18 protein-coding genes are annotated in these 18212 nt (G+C 59.2%); 10 read left to right on the forward strand and 8 right to left on the reverse strand.

Going from position 1 to position 18212, the window contains the following annotated elements:
- Positions 1-105 precede the first annotated feature (105 nt).
- The 5 genes from RSF91_RS09125 to RSF91_RS09145 form a co-directional block, all read right to left on the reverse strand.
- Positions 106-2241: a DUF6630 family protein gene (locus tag RSF91_RS09125; RefSeq protein WP_332568120.1), complete on the reverse strand. Its 2136-nt coding sequence runs from the start codon at positions 2239-2241 to the stop codon at positions 106-108.
- A gap of 27 nt (positions 2242-2268) precedes the next feature.
- Positions 2269-2817, reverse strand: a complete 549-nt coding sequence (locus tag RSF91_RS09130) for a class I SAM-dependent methyltransferase (RefSeq protein WP_332568121.1) — start codon at positions 2815-2817, stop codon at positions 2269-2271.
- 136 nt (positions 2818-2953) lie between these two features.
- A complete protein-coding gene (locus RSF91_RS09135) occupies positions 2954-3763 on the reverse strand; it encodes an SDR family oxidoreductase (RefSeq protein ID WP_332568122.1) in 810 nt (269 codons plus the stop codon).
- A 43-nt stretch (positions 3764-3806) separates the two neighbouring features.
- A complete protein-coding gene (locus tag RSF91_RS09140; RefSeq protein ID WP_332568123.1) occupies positions 3807-3938 on the reverse strand; it encodes a hypothetical protein in 132 nt (43 codons plus the stop codon).
- 4 nt (positions 3939-3942) lie between these two features.
- Positions 3943-5169 (reverse strand): MFS transporter, encoded by a 1227-nt coding sequence (locus RSF91_RS09145; protein ID WP_332568124.1) that lies wholly within the window; start codon positions 5167-5169, stop codon positions 3943-3945.
- 402 nt (positions 5170-5571) lie between these two features.
- Between RSF91_RS09145 and RSF91_RS09150 the strand changes: the two genes are divergently transcribed.
- From RSF91_RS09150 to parC, 3 genes are read left to right on the forward strand one after another with little or no spacing between them, the layout of a single operon-like run.
- Positions 5572-7542, forward strand: a complete 1971-nt coding sequence (locus RSF91_RS09150) for a DNA topoisomerase IV subunit B (RefSeq protein ID WP_332568125.1) — start codon at positions 5572-5574, stop codon at positions 7540-7542.
- Positions 7543-7589: 47 nt separating this feature from the next.
- The gene (locus RSF91_RS09155; RefSeq protein WP_332568126.1) at positions 7590-8444 is read left to right on the forward strand and encodes a lytic transglycosylase domain-containing protein; all 855 of its coding nucleotides are present in this window, start codon (positions 7590-7592) and stop codon (positions 8442-8444) included.
- Positions 8445-8484: 40 nt separating this feature from the next.
- Entirely contained in the window at positions 8485-10875 is a 2391-nt protein-coding gene (gene parC / locus RSF91_RS09160; protein ID WP_332568127.1) for a DNA topoisomerase IV subunit A, read from the forward strand.
- A 125-nt stretch (positions 10876-11000) separates the two neighbouring features.
- Here the strand turns inward: parC and pdxY are convergent, their stop codons facing one another.
- Both pdxY and RSF91_RS09170 read right to left on the reverse strand, forming a co-directional pair.
- Positions 11001-11885 (reverse strand): pyridoxal kinase PdxY, encoded by an 885-nt coding sequence (gene pdxY, locus RSF91_RS09165; protein ID WP_332568128.1) that lies wholly within the window; start codon positions 11883-11885, stop codon positions 11001-11003.
- Between the two features lie 34 nt (positions 11886-11919).
- Positions 11920-12381 carry a RidA family protein gene (locus tag RSF91_RS09170; protein WP_332568129.1) on the reverse strand — a complete coding sequence of 154 codons (462 nt, stop codon included), beginning with the start codon at positions 12379-12381 and terminating at the stop codon, positions 11920-11922.
- Positions 12382-12577: 196 nt separating this feature from the next.
- Between RSF91_RS09170 and RSF91_RS09175 the strand changes: the two genes are divergently transcribed.
- Positions 12578-13510, forward strand: coding sequence for a ComEC/Rec2 family competence protein (locus RSF91_RS09175; RefSeq protein ID WP_332568130.1), 933 nt, complete (start codon positions 12578-12580; stop codon positions 13508-13510).
- On the opposite strand, the gene RSF91_RS09180 is transcribed toward RSF91_RS09175, so the two are convergent.
- Positions 13461-13757, reverse strand: coding sequence for a helix-turn-helix transcriptional regulator (locus tag RSF91_RS09180; protein WP_332568131.1), 297 nt, complete (start codon positions 13755-13757; stop codon positions 13461-13463). The two genes, RSF91_RS09175 and RSF91_RS09180, sit on opposite strands and share 50 nt — an antisense overlap.
- A 124-nt stretch (positions 13758-13881) precedes the next feature.
- On the opposite strand from RSF91_RS09180, the gene RSF91_RS09185 reads away from it, so the two are divergent.
- From RSF91_RS09185 to RSF91_RS09210, 6 genes are all read left to right on the forward strand, one after another.
- A complete protein-coding gene (locus RSF91_RS09185; protein ID WP_332568132.1) occupies positions 13882-14190 on the forward strand; it encodes a hypothetical protein in 309 nt (102 codons plus the stop codon).
- A 2-nt stretch (positions 14191-14192) separates the two neighbouring features.
- Positions 14193-14417 carry a hypothetical protein gene (locus RSF91_RS09190; RefSeq protein ID WP_332568133.1) on the forward strand — a complete coding sequence of 75 codons (225 nt, stop codon included), beginning with the start codon at positions 14193-14195 and terminating at the stop codon, positions 14415-14417.
- Positions 14418-14615: 198 nt separating this feature from the next.
- Positions 14616-14822: a major capsid protein gene (locus RSF91_RS09195; RefSeq protein WP_332568134.1), complete on the forward strand. Its 207-nt coding sequence runs from the start codon at positions 14616-14618 to the stop codon at positions 14820-14822.
- A gap of 753 nt (positions 14823-15575) precedes the next feature.
- Entirely contained in the window at positions 15576-16457 is an 882-nt protein-coding gene (locus RSF91_RS09200) for a virulence factor TspB C-terminal domain-related protein (protein WP_332568135.1), read from the forward strand.
- A gap of 3 nt (positions 16458-16460) precedes the next feature.
- Positions 16461-16757, forward strand: a complete 297-nt coding sequence (locus RSF91_RS09205) for a DUF2523 domain-containing protein (protein WP_332568136.1) — start codon at positions 16461-16463, stop codon at positions 16755-16757.
- A 1-nt stretch (position 16758) separates the two neighbouring features.
- On the forward strand, positions 16759-17901 hold the full coding sequence (locus tag RSF91_RS09210; RefSeq protein ID WP_332568137.1) for a zonular occludens toxin domain-containing protein: 1143 nt from the start codon (positions 16759-16761) through the stop codon (positions 17899-17901).
- The last annotated feature ends 311 nt before the right edge of the window (positions 17902-18212 follow it).

The following is an 18212-nucleotide window of genomic DNA, read 5'->3' on the forward strand; positions in this document are numbered from 1 at the left end:
GAGGGTCTTTAATAGCCAAATGGCACTGCAAGTCAGGATGCGCTTGCGGTACCTGCTACAAAATTTGCGATGGCTGGGGTGATGCGCTGCGGCTGTTCAGAGCTGTCATGCGCTGTAATTCCACGCCCTGATGCTGGCTTGCGCTAAGCGGTCCAGAAAGTCCTCTACGGCATCGGCGCGCACCACGGTGATGCGGATGCTGTCGTCATCTGTCGCCAGTTTGATCAGTGCCATGTCGCGGCTGCTCAGGTGCTCGGCCAGATGTTCCAGGCCAGATTCCACGCCGTCAGCTGGGGTATCCCAATGCCAGTTGTCGGTGCCGGGCAGCCAGTGGGTGTTGGCAATGCCGTCGGCGTCTTTCCAGTCAAAGCGGGCGAACTGGGTGGCGATGGGGATGAGGTGCACCCAGTACAGCGTCAGCGCGTTTTCGCCTGCGGGCAAGTGCATCTCATTGGGGTCGATTTCGTCGTCTTCATCCCATCCCATGTCGTCAGCGTCCGGCTCGGCCACGCAGTCGCGCCATTCCTGCAGCAGCTCGGTGGCTTCGTCCTCATCGCCCAGACACAGAATGCGGGTCAGGTCGCTCATCCAGATTTCGTCTTCGGCCTCGATCAGCTCTGCGCGAGTCATGGTCGTGGTTTCGGCTTGCTCGCCGCCCAGCCCTTTGAACATGCCGCGAATGGCATTGCGGTAGTCGTCCCAGGTCTCGCCCGTGCGGGTGATGCTGAAATCCTTGATGGAAAAAATGACCAATTCGGCCTCTGGCCCTTCACCCATAAAGGTGAGCAGCTCATTTTTTTGGGGGCTGCAGTTCAGCGGCGGGCACCAGATATCGGGCGACGCCAGCAGCTTGCCCTTGGTGTTGTAAACATGGGGCTGGCCTTTGTCGGTAATGGCCAGCAGCTTGCTGCCGGGCAGCACCTTGGGCGGCGAGCTGCTAAAGCCGCGCTCAATGGTTTTGTATTCGCAGGGAATGATTTCATGGCCGCTAATATGCAGCACGCCTTCCCAGATGCGGCGGGCTTCTTCGCCGTTTTCATCAACATAGTTTTCGCGCACCGTCACCACGGCTAGGCCGGTTTTGGCGTTGAAGTCGTTGATCTGCTCGTACTTGCTGGCGTCAAACAGCGGCTGGCCATCGGACTTGAGCAGCAGCTTGCGCGAGTTGCCATACGGCCCCTGATCGGCGCGGATGAATTCGTCTTCTTCTTCGTTGTAGTCAATGCTGCTCAGCCCTTCGTGCAGCAGCGCAAGGCCCGGCAGGCTGCGCAGGTCTTCGGTGTTGGGGATGTGGGCTGATTTGCAGGCCATGACCTGGGGCGTGATGGCATAGGCATTGCGGTAGCCAGCCGATGGCGGCACGACCCAGTTGCCGTTCAAGTCTTTGAGGCCAGATTTCTCGCCAACGCCTTCAGCTTCCTCGGGGTAGCGCACGCAGATATAGCCGCCTGATGTATAGGCGCCGTTTGCGCCTTCGATGGGTTTGACCAGCCAGCGGCCATAGGGGGTGACCAAGCCGATCGGCCAGCCGTCACGGTGGTTTTCACCGGGCAGCTTGGCGCCGGTGCGTGGGTGGATTTTGGGCATGACGTAGTAGGCGTCCGTGCCCTCATCCCAGGCGCTGTGGTATCGCTCTACATAGTGGTCTTTGAGCCAGGCGGGCCAGTCATCATCGTTGTCGCGCTCAATCACTTCGGTGCGCATCAGCACCGAATAGCTCCACCACCCCAACTGCGCTTGCGGGTGCTGCTTCAAAACCTGTAGCGATTCGGGCAGGCCTTCACCGCTGCAGTCCCACTGCAGGCAGCGCTCGCGCAGGGCGTTGAGCGCGGCGGCGTAATCGGGCGAATCGGTGTCCTCGGGGATCAGCGTTGCGCAGTCCAGCAGCAGCCATTGGCGCTGGCTTTGGGTGACGATGGCGTCAATCTCCTGCCACTGCTTTTTGGCCGATTCGGGCCAGTGGGCGGGCAGCGGCTCCATCTGCGTTTTGAGCCATTGCCAGCGGGCTTTGACCTGATCCATGGGCGCGGCCAGCGAAATCAGGCTTTCCTTGTCCTGATAAGCGCTGCAGGGCACCCGCTCGGGCAGGTGCTTGGTATCACCCAACAGCACGCTGAACAGCAGCGGCATGCCGTCAAACCATTCGGCCCAGCCTTCGCAGGGACCGCCGGGCTCGGCAGGCCAGTCGGCGGTCGGGCTGGGGTGTTCGTCGTGGGCCAGGAGCAGGGCGTAGTCGGGCATGGAGTTCGCTCAGGGTTTGCGGTGAAATCAGGCTTGCAGCAAGGCGGGGTTTTCGCTGTCAGCTCCTGGCTTGATAGCGGCTATGCGCTGCACCACACGGTCGGGCTGGCGCAGCTGGCCATGCTCATAGGCCACGATGGTCCAGCCTGCGCAGACTTGCAGCAGCTCGCCAGGGGCCAGCAGAAAGTCAGGGCGCGAGGGCTTGCCAAAGGCTTCATTACCTTGGCCAAAGGTTTCATACAGCAGCACGCCGCCGGGTTTGACGCTGTCCAGAATCTGCGGCCACAGTGGGCGCCACAGGTAGTTGGTGATGACCACGCCGTCAAAACTGCGACCTGTCAGCGGCCAGGGGGCGTTTTCAATATCAGCGGTGATGGTTTCTGCGATGTCTGCTACGGATTGCGTAGCTTCTTGCGCTTTATCTACGCTGGTTAGAACATGATTGGATGTAGAAAAATAGCGGGTGTGGCGACCCATGCCGCAAGCCAGATCCAGCACCGTGCCTTGCGGGCGTACCAGCTGGGCGAAGCGGGTAATCCATGCGGAAGGCGCTTGCGCGCCGTGGGCAGCGTTCATTGAAGGCAAGGGCTTTGGGCTGGGCTGAGCGCCAAGGATTGCGTCGGGTGTTGTGCAAGTCATCTTGCAAAAACTATAGCAGCGCCGCGCTGCAAGGGGCTGACAAGGACTGTCAGAGCAATCCGCAAGATTGAGGTCAATGCGGCTTCACATCGTCTTTGAGCGCGGCCAGCGCCATGTTCTCAACCAAGCCGGGCGCAATCAGTTTGAGGAAGTGGCCTAGCTTGCCCTTGTCCATCACTACCTCGCGCTGGCGCTGGTTCATGCCATGGATGATGAGGCGCGCGCATTCTTCCACCGACATGGCTTTGTCTTCCTTGAGGCCGCTGACGCCTGCGGCCACGCCCTTGGCGTTGTAGCCGCGGTTGCGAATCTGCGTGGCCACCACGCCGGGGTAGGCCGTGGTGACGCTCACGCCTGCGGGTTTGAGTTCGGCGCGCAGTGCTTCAAAAAAACCGGTCATGGCAAATTTGCTGGCGCTGTAAGCGGTGCGGCCCGGCACACCGATCAGCCCGGCCAGCGATGACACGGCGACGATGGCGCCCTTGCTGGCCTTGAGATGCGGCAGCGCAGCATGGGTGCACCACACACTGCCCCAGAGGTTGATGCGCATTAGCTGCTCGTACCAGTTCAGGTCTTGGGCGCTGACATCTTCCAGCAAGGCGTGGGCGGAGATGCCAGCGTTGTTGATCAGCACATCGATGCCGTCAAAGCGGCGCACGGCTTCTGCAATCAGCGTGCGGCACTGGGCTTCGACGGAGACATCGGTGGGCTGCACCAGCACCTGTGCGCCATGCGCCTCGCACAGGCGGGCCACGGCTTGCAGATTGTCTGCATTGCGCGCGGCCAGTGTCAGTTGCAGCTGGTTTTGATGGGTTTGCGCAAGCTGGAGGGCGATCTCAGCGCCAATGCCGTCAGACGCGCCGGTAATCACGATACGGTGCATGTTCTCTCCCGGCCTGACTGCGGGGCCGGGTGGCACCCAAAGCTCAGAAGCAGGCCCAGACTTGGTCAGCCAGTGTGAGCATGAATTGCGGTTGCAGATACAGGGCAAACACGGCCAGCAGAACCGCCAGAACGGCGGCCCAGATGAGGATGCGTTGCCAGAGTTTGATCTGCATGGCTTCAGGCTGCATTGGCCGTGCTGGGGCGCGCAATGGCCCTTTCGCGAACCGGCAGGTTGACGAGGGCGGCAAAGATACCCAGCCCAATCGAGATGTACCAGACCATGTCGTAGTTGCCGTTGATGTCATACAGATAGCCGCCCAGCCACACGCCCAGAAAGCTGCCGATCTGGTGGCTGAAGAAGACAAAACCGCCCAGCATGGACAGGTGCTGCACGCCAAAAATCTGGGCGATGGTGGCATTGGTCAGCGGCACGGTAGACAGCCACAAAAAGCCCATGGCGGCGCAGAAGATGTAGACCGACCAGGGCGACAGCGGAGCTAGCAAAAAGCAGACCGTGGCCACCGAGCGCAGGCTGTAGATGCCCGACAGCAGGTAGCGCTTGGGCATCTTCTGGCCCAGATTGCCCGCCAGATAGGTGCCAAAGATATTGAACAGGCCTACCAGCGCCAGAGAGTAGCTGGCCACATGTGGGGCCATGCCAAAGTCTTTGAGGTAGCTGGGCATGTGCACGCCAATGAACATGACTTGAAAGCCGCAGACAAAGTAGCCCGCCATCAGCAGCAAAAAGCTGGGGTAAGACCACGCCTCTTTCAGCGCCTGCCCCACGGTCTGATCGCGCTTGATGGGCGTGCCGCTGCTAAAGCCTGGTTCACGCAGGCCAAAGGCCAGACCGGCAATCAGCAGGGCGAACACCGCCAGGACCAGCAAAGCGTTAGACCAGCCGAACTGCGCAATCAGCCCGCCCTCCACCGGCACCATGAAAAACTGGCCAAACGAACCCGCTGCCGCTGTCACACCCATGGCCCAGCTGCGCTGAGCAACCGGAATCTGTCGCCCCAGCACGCCGTAGATCACGGCATAGGTGGTGCCGGCCTGCGCCGCCCCGACCAGCACCCCGGCGGTGAGCAAAAACATCGTACTGGTGGGCGATAGCGCCATGCCGACCAGACCCAGCGCATACAGGATAGAGCCGCCAATCAGCACCTTGAAGGCGCCGATGCGGTCGGCCAGAATGCCGACAAAAATGCCCAAAATGCCCCAGGACAGGTTTTGCACGGCAATGGCCAGCGAGAAGCTTTCGCGCGTCCAGCCCATATCCTGCGTGATGGGTTGCAGCCACAGGCCAAAGCCATGGCGTATGCCCATGGAAAGGGTGACGATGGCACCACCGCACAGAAGAATCTGCGCCATGGACAGCGATGGTTGTGTTGTCTTTGTTGTCATACCGTGCGTGCGGAAAATCGTGTCAGTACTCGACTTTAACGAAACAACTGCTTTTGCGCGTACGCTGGCCGTCGCCTGCGCGGCAGGCTCTCTTGCCGGAATGCGAGAGCGGGGCGTGGCGGCCAGCCCTGAGAAGTGGTGGGAAGTGCCCGATAGCACTAGGGGTGATTAAAAAAGTGAGCGCTTTGCGCTTGCTATTCATAGACCTCAGCATTGAATAGCTTTGAAATTCACTTCTTGCAGGCGCTACAAGCTATTGTTTTGATGAGGTTTATAGTGCTCGCTCTGCAAGCAAAAACACATGCCAAAGACAGTTGTTCTGGCTTTGTGCAAGAGTATTGGGAGTAAACAACTGTGAATTTATCCAGCATTAATCTGGAGAGCCCACTACAATCCGCCCCCATGGCAGTCAAACCGTCCAACGAATATTCCGAAGGCTCGATCCGCGTTCTCAAGGGTCTGGAGCCTGTCAAACAGCGACCCGGCATGTATACGCGTACCGACAACCCCTTGCATGTATTGCAGGAGGTGCTCGACAACGCGGCCGATGAGGCGCTTGCCGGTTACGGCAAAAAGATCAAGTTCACCATGCACGCCGACGGCTCATACAGCGTGGAAGACGATGGTCGCGGCATTCCCTTTGGCATGCACCCTGAAGAAAATGCACCCGTGGTGGAGCTGGTCTTCACGCGTCTGCACGCAGGGGGCAAGTTCGACAAGGGCAATGGCGGGGCTTACAGCTTCTCCGGCGGCCTGCACGGCGTGGGCGTCTCGGTGACCAATGCGCTGGCTACCCGCCTTGAAGTGGCGGTGCACCGCGATGGTCAGGTCGCCACGCTGGTGTTCTCGGCTGGTGATGTGATCGAGCCGTTGCAGATTCGTGATCTGCAGCCCGGCGAGCGCAAGCACGGCACCACCGTGCGCGCCTGGCCTGATGCCAAATACTTTGAATCTTCGGCCCTGCCCATGGGCGAGCTGGTGCATTTGCTGCGCAGCAAAGCCGTGCTCATGCCCGGTGTGGCCGTTACGCTGGTCAATGAAAAGACGCGTGATACGCAAACCTGGCAGTTCAAGGGCGGCTTGCGTGACTATCTGGCGCAAAGTCTGCATGGCGAGCCTGTCATTCCCCTGTTTGAGGGCGAGGGCTTTGCCGACAAAAACAACGACAGCTTCGCCGAAGGTGAAGGTGCCGCATGGTGCGTGGCCTTTACCGAAGACGGCTCGCCGCTGCGCGAAAGCTATGTCAACCTGATCCCCACCACCGCTGGCGGCACGCATGACAGCGGCCTGCGCGATGGTCTGTTTCAGGCCGTCAAAGCCTTTATCGACATGCATTCGCTGCTGCCCAAGGGCGTCAAGCTCATGCCTGACGATGTGTTTGCCCGCGCCAGCTACGTGCTCAACACCAAGGTGCTGGACCCGCAGTTTCAAGGCCAGATCAAGGAGCGCCTGAACTCGCGCGATGCCGTGCGTCTGGTCTCTGGCTTTGTGCGCCCGGTGCTGGAGCTCTGGCTGAACGAGCATGTGGACTGGGGCAAAAAGCTGGCCGAGATCGCTATCAAGGCCGCCCAGACCCGCCAGAAGGCTGGGCAGAAGGTTGAAAAGCGCAAGGGCAGCGGCGTGGCTGTGCTGCCCGGCAAGCTGACCGACTGCGAAAGCAAGGACATCAGCGTCAACGAAGTGTTTCTGGTCGAGGGTGACTCTGCTGGCGGTAGCGCCAAGATGGGCCGCGACAAGGAAACACAGGCCATTCTGCCGCTGCGCGGCAAGGTGCTCAACACCTGGGAAGTGGATCGCGATCGCCTGTTTGCCAATAACGAAATTCACGATATTTCGGTGGCGATTGGTGTGGACCCGCATGGCCCCAATGACGACCCCGACCTGACTGGTCTGCGCTACGGCAAGATTTGCATCTTGAGTGATGCGGACGTGGACGGCTCCCATATTCAGGTGCTGCTGCTCACGCTGTTCTTCAAACATTTCCCCAAGCTCATCGAAGCCGGTCACATTCATGTGGCCCTGCCTCCGCTGTTCCGTGTAGATGTGCCTGCACGTGGCAAAAAGCCCGCTATCAAGGTCTATGCGCTGGATGCAGGCGAGCTGGAAGCCATCATCGAAAAGTGCGCCAAAGATGGCGTGCCCCGCGAGAAATGCCAGGTCAGCCGCTTCAAGGGGCTGGGCGAGATGAATGCCGAGCAGCTGTGGGAAACCACGCTCAACCCCGACACACGTCGCATGCCCGCAGTGCAGTTCATGCATCTGGACTTTGCCGAGGCTGCAGCCGTCGTCACCAAGCTCATGGGCAAGGGCGAAGCCGCCGCCCGCCGCGAGTTGATGGAACTGCACGGCGACGCCGTGGAGATCGACATCTGAGCAAGGCAGGCGTCACGCCCAGCCTTCTGCGGTCACTGGATCAAGTCATGTCAAATTTCCTGTTCGGTACTCAGCAACAGCCTTCGCAGAAAAGCGGCAGGCTGGCGCGTTTGCGCACTGGTGTTCGTCTGGCCGGTGCTCAGTTGTTGCTGGCTGGCGCTGGCTGGCTGGCGTTTGCACCGGCGGCGCATGCCGATCTGTGGGCGTATGTGGATGAGTTTGGCATCACCCACTTTGCAGCCGAGGCGCTGGATGAACGCTACAAGCTGTTCTTCAAGGGTGAGCGCTATGACAGCACTCAGCCTGGCCTGCGCTCCGATACCGCTGCGCAAGGCCTGACCGCCCGCACCCGTATGCAGAGCTTTTTTGAAGTGTCGCCGCGCTACAAAAGCGTCAGGCCTCACCTGCAAAAAGCCGCTGAAAGAACGGGCGTGGAATACGAGTTGCTGAAGGCCGTGATTGCGGTGGAGTCTGGCTTTGACCCCGGTGCCATCTCGCCCAAGGGGGCGGTAGGCCTGATGCAGTTGATGCCCGCCACGGCTGAGCGCTTTGGCGTGGCCGCCAGCAAAAGCCGCAGTATGCAGGAGCAACTGGCTGACCCTGCCGTGAATATCCCCGCAGGCGCCCGCTACCTCAGCTACTTGATGAAATTGTTCCCTGAACGACTCGATCTGGTGCTGGCCGCCTATAACGCAGGCGAAGGCGCGGTGCAGAAGTTTGGCAAGGCCATTCCACCCTATAAAGAAACGATGAATTACGTCAAGGCGGTCACGGGCATCTATGAGCAGTTGCAGGCGGGCAAGCCGCTGAGCGGCCGAGCTAGTGCTGCTGCAGCTTCTGCTGGTAAAGGCGGGTCTCGCATTCGCATGACTTTGCCTAGCCCTGACGTACAGCTACCTTGATTCGCTGAACACGCGATATTTGGAAAATTACTGAGAATTCATGAGCGATCAAACCACACCGGATTTGTCTCTTCAAGCCGCTGGCGATGTACTGGACCTGGGCCAATACGCACAGCGCGCCTATCTTGAATATGCTTTGTCGGTCGTCAAAGGCCGTGCCCTGCCAGATGTCTGCGACGGCCTGAAACCCGTGCAGCGCCGCATTCTCTATGCGATGGATCGCATGGGCCTGAGCTATAGCGGCAACAACGGCAACACGGCGGCCAAGCCCGTCAAAAGTGCCCGCGTGGTGGGCGATGTGCTGGGCCGCTTTCACCCGCATGGCGACCAATCTGCCTACGATGCACTGGTGCGCATGGCGCAGGACTTCAACCAGCGCTACCCGCTGGTCGACGGTCAAGGCAACTTTGGTAGCCGCGACGGTGACGGCGCAGCCGCAATGCGTTACACCGAAGCGCGCTTGTCCAAAATTACTAGCTTGCTGCTCGACGAAATCGACATGGGCACGGTGGACTTTGTGCCCAACTACGACGGCAGCACGCAAGAGCCAAGGCAGTTGCCGGCTCGCCTGCCGTTTTCGCTGCTCAACGGCGCCAGCGGCATTGCCGTGGGCTTGGCCACTGAAATCCCCAGCCATAACTTGGTGGAGGTGGCCGCGGCCTGCGTGAGCCTGATCAAAAAGCCCAACCTCAGCGAAGAAGAGTTGCTGGCGATGATTCCCGGCCCCGACTATCCGGGCGGCGGCCAGATCATCTCTTCCAGCAGTGATATTGCCGATGCCTACCGCAGCGGTCGCGGCAGCCTCAAGGTGCGCGCGCGCTGGAAGATTGAAGAGCTGGCACGCGGTCAGTGGCAACTGGTGGTGACGGAGCTGCCCCCCGGCGTTTCGACCCAGAAGGTGCTCGAAGAGATCGAGGACATCACCAACCCCAAGGTCAAGACCGGCAAGAAGACGCTGACGCAGGAGCAGACCCAGCTCAAGGCCAGCATGCTGGCCGTGCTCGACTGCGTGCGTGACGAGTCGAGCAAGGATGCGCCAGTGCGCATCGTGTTCGAGCCCAAGACCGGCAAGGTTCCGCAATCCGAGCTGATTACAGCGCTGCTGGCCCACACCAGCCTCGAATCATCGAGCTCCATCAACCTGACCAGCATTGGTTTGGATGGCCGCCCTGTGCAGAAGTCGCTGCGCCAGATGCTGGAAGAGTGGATTGCCTTCCGCTTCCAGACCGTCACGCGTCGCAGCCAGCATCGTCTGGCCAAGGTGCTGGACCGCATCCATATTCTGGAAGGCCGTCAGGCCGTTCTGCTCAATATTGATCAGGTCATTGCCATCATTCGCGCCAGCGATGAGCCCAAGCAGGCGCTGATTGAAGAGTTCAAACTCTCAGAGCGTCAGGCCGAGGACATTCTTGAAATTCGTCTGCGCCAATTGGCGCGCCTTGAGGCGATCAAGATCGAGCAAGAGCTCAAAGAGCTGCGCACCGAGCAGGGCAAGCTGGACGATATCCTGGGCAGCGAAGCCACCATGCGCCGCCTGATCTGCAAGGAAATCGAGACCGATTCCAAAACCTTTGGCGACGCACGCCGCACGCTGATCCACGAGGAAAAGAAGGTGGTGGCCGAAGTCAAGGTGGTGGATGAGCCCACCACGGTCATCATTTCCGACAAGGGCTGGGTACGCACGCGTCAGGGTCATGGCGTGGATGCCGCCACTCTCAGCTTCAAAGCGGGCGACAGCCTGCTTGGCACATTTGAATGCCGCACTGTCGATCAACTGCTGGCCTTTGGCAGCAACGGCCGTGTGTACTCGGTGCCTGTATCGGCTTTGCCCGGCGGGCGCGGTGATGGTCAGCCTGTCACCACGCTGATCGAGCTGGAAGCAGGCACGCAACTGCTCTACTACTTTGCTGGTGCTGAAAGCACGCAGCTGCTGCTGTCGGGCTCGGGCGCTTACGGCTTTATGGCAGCGGTGGGCGACATGCTCTCGCGCCAGAAGGCGGGCAAAGCCTTTGTCACGCTGGGCGAAGGCGAGACTTTGTGCGCTCCATCCGTCGTGCACGGCGTGCCCATGAATGCGCGTGCTGAATATGTGGAGGGCGGCGAGCAGGCCGCTGGTCTGCTCAACCCCGCCACTCATGTGATTTGCGCATCGGTCGGCGGGCGCATTCTGACGTTCGAGATTGGCGAGATCAAAGCCATGCCTAAGGGCGGTCGCGGCCTCATGCTCATCAGTCTGGAAGACAAGGACACCCTGGCCGGTGCTGCCGCCTACACGCGCAGCATTCGTCTGGATGGCATTGGTCGTGGTGGCAAGGTACGCACCGAAACGCTGGAAATTCGCAGCCTCAATAACGCTCGTGGCAACCGTGGCCGCAAGGGCAAGGCCGCCGATTTGGGCTTCAAGCCGCAGAGCGTGATGCGCGTGGAATAAGCTGCGTTAAGCGTACAAAAAACAAAGCCGCATCAGATCTAACTGGTGCGGCTTTTTGTTTGAAGGGTGGGTTTGGGTAGGGGCTGAGGTCGGCAGCCGAACTCAGTCCTTCGCCTTGCCTAAATTTACGCCTCAGCCACAGCCACTGCAGCAAATATCTCTACAGGCTTAGTAATCTGCTCACGGCAAGCGACTAAAGGCAAATCCCGCTGGCCTGCTTCAGTACGTGAGACCAAGGCGTAGAGGCTGCTGACGGCGCGCGATACCGCATCGGGAATGGCGCGCTCCTGGATCAGATGGCCCAGCAGCACCGCCGCAAACACATCGCCCATGCCATTGGGCAGCGGGTGCAGGTCGACATAGGGCGTCTGCACCAGCCAGGCCTTGTCAGCGGTCACGGCCAGTGTGGCCAGTTGATCGGTGGGCAGGTCGTCGGTGCGCAGGCTGGTGATGGCGATCAGCGCGGTTTCGCTGTCATGCATTTGCCTGAGCATGGCGCGCGCCGCCTGTGTGGCTGCCTGCACGGTGGTCAGAGGACCGCCGCAGAGCAGTTCAAACTCGTAATGGTTGGGCGTGATGACACTGGCTTGCGACAGCGCACGCTTGCGCAAAAATTCGGGGATGCCTGGGCGCACGAAGACGCCGCGTCCCACGTCGCCCATGACCGGGTCGCATAGGTAATGCGCTTTGGGCTGCGAGGCCCGCACTTCCTGCACGGCGGCCAAAATCGCTTCGCCCACACCGGCATCGCCCAGGTAGCCGGAAAGCACGGCGGTGCAGCGCTCCAGCACGCCACGGGCGCGCAAACCATCCAGCACGTCCTGCACATGGGCGGGGGTGAAGACCTGACCTTTGAATTCGCCATAACCCGTGTGGTTGGAGAACTGCACGGTGTGCACGGCCACGGGCTCTATGCCCAGCAGCTGCAGCGGCAGCATGGCCGCGTCATTGCCCACATGGCCGTAGGCGACATGGGATTGAATGCTCAGAACCAGAGGGGGCGTAGTCATATCGGTCAGGCTAAGTGGCGATAGGGGGAATTATTTAGTCGGCGAGTTCGGCGATCAACTCGATTTCAACGCAGCAGCCCAAGGGGATCTGTGCCACGCCGAAGGCGCTGCGGGCGTGCTTGCCTGCTTCGCCAAAGACTTGAGCCAGCAGCTCGCTGCAGCCATTGGTGACCAGATGCTGGTCGGTGTAGCTGGTGGTGGAGTTGACCAGGCTCATGACTTTGACGATGCGCTTGACGCGGCTCAGGTCGCCATCGCAGGCGTGTTGCAGCGTACCCAGCAGGTCGATAGCCACGGCGCGGGCGGCCAGCTTGCCTTCTTCGGTTGTGATGTTCTCGCCCAGCTTGCCCACCCAGGGCTGGCCGTTTTGCTTGGCGATGTGGCCGCTGAGGAAGACCAGATTGCCGGACTTCATATAGGGCAGGTAAGCGGCTGCGGGGATGGCCACTTCGGGCAGGGTGATGTTCAGGGCTTTGAGTGTGTCGTTGATGCTCATGACGGACTCCAGAAGTGAGGCAATAGTGCGGGAATGAAAGACTGATGAGTTTGACACAGCGATTGCACCTCGACGATCTTTTGAATTGATAGCTGCTATCGCAATACAGATGGGCGTTTGAGGCAGTTTTACTGCTGAACCCAGGGCAGGGATTGCCGCAGTTCTGGCGAACGTGCGCCGCCCCTAGCATGGCAAGGTGCAGTCCAAATCCACACCGCCCATCCAGCGTGCGCGCCTTTCATGGCTTGCGCCGCTATGGGGCTGCGTGCTGGGTGCGGCGTGGCAGGTCACGCAGGCGCAGCTGTGGGGCTTGTGGGCCTATCAAGGCTTGCTGGTGCTGGGCTTGCTCATGTTGTTGATGGCCAAGTCATTGCTGCGCAGGCCGCTGCTGTGCTGGTTGCTGCTGATGTGGGCCGCCGCCTGCTGCGTGGCCGGGGTCACAGGCTGGCGCGCTCATGCTTATCTGGCGCAGACCTTGCCCAAGCCGCTGGAGGCGGTTGATTTGCAGGTGGAGGGCACGATTGCATCCATGCTGCAAACCACCAGCAACGGGCAGCGCTGGCGTTTTGCGGTGGATGCCGCGCCGCCCGGTGTGCCGCCTTTGATAGAGCTTGCCTGGTATGGCCCTTACGGAAGAGAGCTGGACACCAGTCAGCCCCTGATTCCCCCATGGGCGCAGGGCGTAGCGCTGAGCCCCGGCCAGCGCTGGCGGCTGACGGTTCGCATCAAGCGCCCGCACGGTGCCCGCAACCCCCATGGTTTTGACTATGAGTTGCAGGCGTGGGAGCAGGGCGTTCAGGCCACAGGCTATGTGCGTGAGCAAGCGCCGCAGCAATTGCTGGCGGTGACAGGGCAATACCCGCTGCAGCGCTGGCGCCAGTGGCTGCGCGATCGTATTCAGGCCCAGTCGCAGCGTTTGCAGACATGGCTGCCGGGTGTAGCGCCAGACCGCCAGCAAGCGGCTCTAGGCGTGGCGGCTGCGCTGGCGGTGGGCGATCAGCAGGCTATTGACCGCAAGGACTGGGCGATGTTCCGCCAGACAGGGGTCTCTCATTTGATGAGTATCTCGGGCCTGCACATCACGAGTTGCGCTCCCCCTCTTCGGGGAATGCGTCGAGCATTGCGTTAAGCATGTTTTTTGCTTCTGCTTGATGCTCGTCATCGCCATTTAGCGATGCCGCCAGTCCCTCAATTACCGCTCGTGTCGGGTCGATTCCTGCTATGAGTGCGATTCTTATGCGGTTCTCGACTGTGCAAGGTTTCAGCCCGTTTTTCATGTCGCTTATGTAGTTTTCTCCTATGCCTAATGCTTTGGCTAAGGCTCTCTGGCTTCCTTCCTTTTCTGCTGCTAGCTCAATCGCTTTGCTTAGTTGCATGATTACTCCAAAAAATTAGTAATTTGTGTTATCTTCTGTCACCACTAAAAGTTAGTATCTCTACTTTTTGGTGGTGTTCATAGTTTGCCCCATCTGCGGGGGATATCACGCCTTAGGAGGCCACATGCAGCATTCATCCATAGTTCAAATTCTCAAGGTCAATGACTCCCGTTCCGGCATTGGCAAGAACGGCAAAGCATGGACGATGCAAGAGGCCGAGTGCATTCTGCTTGATGGTGACGGTGCAGTCTCGCAAGTGGGCGTTCTCGACGTTCCCAAAGACATGATTGGCCTTATCACGCCCGGTAACTACACGGCCACATTCAGCCTGGCTGCTCACTACCAAACCCGAAAGATCGAATCGCGTCTCACGGCCCTGACTCGTATTCCCGGCAAGTCTGAGCGCTCTGTGGCTCCTGCTGACAAGGCTTGACCATGGAGTCCTTGACCGGAGACCAACTGCGTTTTCTGGCCGAGCGCGTCGTGCAACTGGCGCTTCTTGGCGGGCTCGTCGGCGCAATGCTTTTCCACCTGCTTTTGGGGGGTGTCAATGCTCTCGCGGAATATCTCGCTGGAAAAACTCTTGCGGCTGCTCGCATCCGTGCTGCGCGTAATCGCGCAACTGCTACGCCTTCGGTAGCGGCTCCTGATCGTGGCTGATCAAGTCATCCAATGCACTCAAGCCTGCACAGTCACTGTGCAGCATGAATTTGCCCTCCCGGTGCTCAGCATGACCACTGAAGAGGGCGCAATGATCGGGGGAGCCGTCCTCCTGATATGGGCTGCCGGTTGGGGCTTTCGCGTCCTGATTCAGGTGCTCAGACATACCGACGGAAATTCAACCAACGAGGATTAATCATGAAGAAATCTCTTGCATTGCGCGGCGTTGCCGTGGCGGGTCTGGTGGCTGCTACTTCGGCTGCAAACGCGGCTGCTGTTGATGTGGCCGGTGTGGTCACGGATATCGGTGCGCAAGCTGCGCCTATCGGTCTGATCGGTGCTGCTGTGCTGCTGATCTATGTGGGCGTGAAGGCCTTCAAGTGGGTGCGTGGCGCACTGTCCTGATCGGGCCGTGAATCCCTCATTCCGGCCGGGTGAGGGGCTTTTTCAAAGCAAGGGTTGTTTTGACAAAGTAGGGGGTGCCATGGGCCTGTTTGTAATCATCGCGTTATTGGGTGCTGCATGGCTCATCTTCTCCGCATAGTCGCTCTCGGTTTCATCCTTGCGATAACGTGTGCCTCCTCCTGGGCGGCTTTGCCCCTTGAAGAGACTTGGTGCCGTGACAATACGGCTGGGAATATGTGTGGGTCAAAAGGCTCGCGGAAATCTGCCTACCAGCAATGGTTGGATACGCCGGGCATTCGAGGGAAATGTGGGCCAAACACTGCATACGCTGACAAGTCACCTCCGGCAACCGTCTATGTCATTGAGGATACCCAGTCGGGTCTATTCCTCAACTTCACTACTCCTGATTGCTGGGGGGGTGGCAGTTACCCAAATAGCGCGGGCGGTACTAAGGCCAATTTCTACAAGCAAAGCTACGGCTCCTGCCCTGCCAACTCCACGCAGTCCGGTGGCGCCTGTTTGTGTAATGCGTCCTTTCTTGAGAAGGATGGGCGGTGCGTATCTAAGCAAGACCCGGATATGAAGTGCGCTACTGACTTTGCAATGTCCGGTTTTGGCATTGGTCAAGGTCTAGGCACTATCCGGGATACAAAGACCGTTACTGGCGTGGTCCCGTCCGGCGATATGTGTTGGCCAAGTGAGAGTCTCACTAGCGGCTGCTTGGTAACTTTTGATCGCAGCGGCTTGACCACCATGGCGGATGGGTCGATTCAAAGCTCTGGTTCCTTCTCCATGTACAAGGGTGGCGTTGGAGGTAAGGCTTGTACGCTTGAGGCGCCTCCGGGTGACGGCTCTACGGTTGAGGAGAAGTGTGAGAAATCCGGCTCATACACTGACTCCAAAGGCACGCACAGCTTGTGCTTGGATGCCCCGACATGCGAGGGTGGCTTTGCTGGTGAGGTCGGTGGTGTTGAAGTCTGTGTCAAAGACAAGGGTGGTAATGTCATTGAGACCAGCAAAGACACCATCAAGAAAAATGAGGACGGCAGCACCGACAAGGTGACTGAAAAGACTACGTGCAAAGGCAACGTTTGCACCACGGAAAAGACCACCACCAACACGACTAGCAGCAACACCTCCAGTAGCTCCACAACGACTAAAACCGAGAGCAAAGAGGATTACTGCAAGGCCAATGCAAACGCATCCCAATGCAAGGATGACGACGAGGAAAAGGGCAAGTTCGGCGGGAGCTGCTCTGCGGGCTTCACCTGTGAGGGCGATCCGCTGCAATGTGCGATTGCCAAAGACCAGCACAAACGCAATTGCCAGATGTTTGACGACAAGACTACTGAGTCCCAGTTGTATGACTCTGAGGTCGCTAAAGGTACTGATCGTGACGTCACCAAAGACCTGCCCGGAAACACTGAGGTGGATGTCTCAGGAAAGCTCAGCTCTGAAGACGTTTTAGGCGGTGGGAGCTGCATTACTGATCTGAGCGTGCAAGTTTGGAATACCAACGTCACCCTGCCATTCAGCAAGATCTGCGCGGCCCTTGGTTACCTCGGCTGGATTCTCGTTGCTGTGTCCTCGCTCGTGGCTTTCCGCATCGTCTCCAGCTCGCCAAAGGAGGAATAAAAAATGCCTGTAATCATCGCGTCCCTGCTCGGTGGGCTGATGAATGTTGCCGGGTCATTGGTTGGCCGTGTGCTGATCGCGTTGGGCCTGTCTGTGGTCACGTATCAGGGGGTCGATACGGTCTTGGGCACGCTCAAGTCCAATGCTGTTGGCGCGCTGATGGGTCTGCCGCCTGAACTGGTCGGAATGCTCGGCTATATGAAGGTTGGTGTCTGTATCAGCATCATCGCGTCTGCGGTCGCTGTACGCATGGGTCTGTCGGGCCTTGGCGGTGTCGTCAAGCGTCTGCGGAGGGTTTGAGATGCTGCATCTGATCACGGGCGCAAACGGCGCTGGCAAGACGCTCAACACGTTGAAGTGGGTGCGTGAGCGCAGCCTCAAAGAAAACCGTCCTGTGTGCCATAACGGTCGCTTTGCCCCTGTGCCCGGTGGTGAGCTGTCCACGTGGAAAGCCATTGACTTCAAGGACTGGCAAAAGGAGCCGGACGGCACGATCTTCGTCATTGATGAATGCCACAACGATCTGCCCGTGCGCAGCAGTAGCGCGGTGGTTCCTGATGAGGTCAAGATGCTGGCCGAACATCGTCGGCGCGGAATGGATTTCTACCTGGTCACGCAGCACCCTCAGAACATCGATAACTTCGTGCGGCGGCTGGTCGGTTCTCCGGGCTGGCATCGGCATCTGAAGCGCACTTTCGGTGCTGATTTGGTGAGCTGCATTGAGTGGGAAGCCGTCAATACCAATTGCGAAAAAAGTGGCTCTGGCAAAAACGGTCAGGTCACCATGGTGGGGTTCCCAAAAGAGGTCTATGGCTGGTACCAAAGCGCAAGCCTGCATACCGGAAAAAAGAAAATCCCGCGTGCTGTTTGGACATTCGGCGCGTGCGTACTGCTGGTGCCACTGTTCGGGTATTTGGCCATCTCGGGTGTCTACAAAAACGTGGTCAAAGACCGTCCTCAAGCTGTTGCTAGCGTGGGCGGAAATGGGGGCTCTGTAGCAGCTCGCAAGGGTCCTGAACCCATGACTAAAGCTGAGTACGTTTTAAGCCGCTCGCCGCGCATTGAGGGCTTCCCGCATACCGCTCCGGCCTACGATCAAGTCACTCAGCCCACTGAGGCTCCGTATCCGGCTGCGTGTTTGATCATGGCCGATAAATGCCGGTGCTATACCCAGCAATCCACGCATATGGCTATGGCTGATGAAATGTGCCGGCAGATCGTGGAAAAGGGGTTCTTTGTGGACTTCAAGCTGCCCATAAAAGAATCTCCAGCTCGTGCGTCAATCATGGCGGCTCAGGACAAGCCTGTGAGTGTTTTGCCGCAAGTGGTGGCGCAGCCTCCTGTCCAGTTGGTTCAGCAGAAGCCCATGCCGCCTCAGAGCTCTGAGGGCTATACCCAAGGCTTAGCTGCGCGCAATGCTCAAGTCAGGTCGGTATTTCAATGATGGCCCTTGTGGACGTAAGCGCAGCTTGCGGCTGCATGGGCTGGCCGTGCGGCCAAGAGCACTCCCGCGCTCAACTCTCAACTGCGCTCGTATTCCTCAAGCTGGTGGTTGTGGGACAAGCTGCGCAGCGTGCCTGCGCGGGCAGCGGAGCGCACGGGCAGGCACGCGCGCAGCGCGTGCCTAATTTATTCATAGTTAACTTTGGAACACAGCGAGTGATTGCCGCTCGGCGCACGGTTCAATCGTAGAAAAAAAAGAGCCCCGCAACAGGTGGAACTGTTCGGGACTCGTGATCGCAACTAATAGGAGTA

It is taken from the genome of Comamonas sp., assembly GCF_036643215.1.
GTDB lineage: Bacteria > Pseudomonadota > Gammaproteobacteria > Burkholderiales > Burkholderiaceae_C > Comamonas.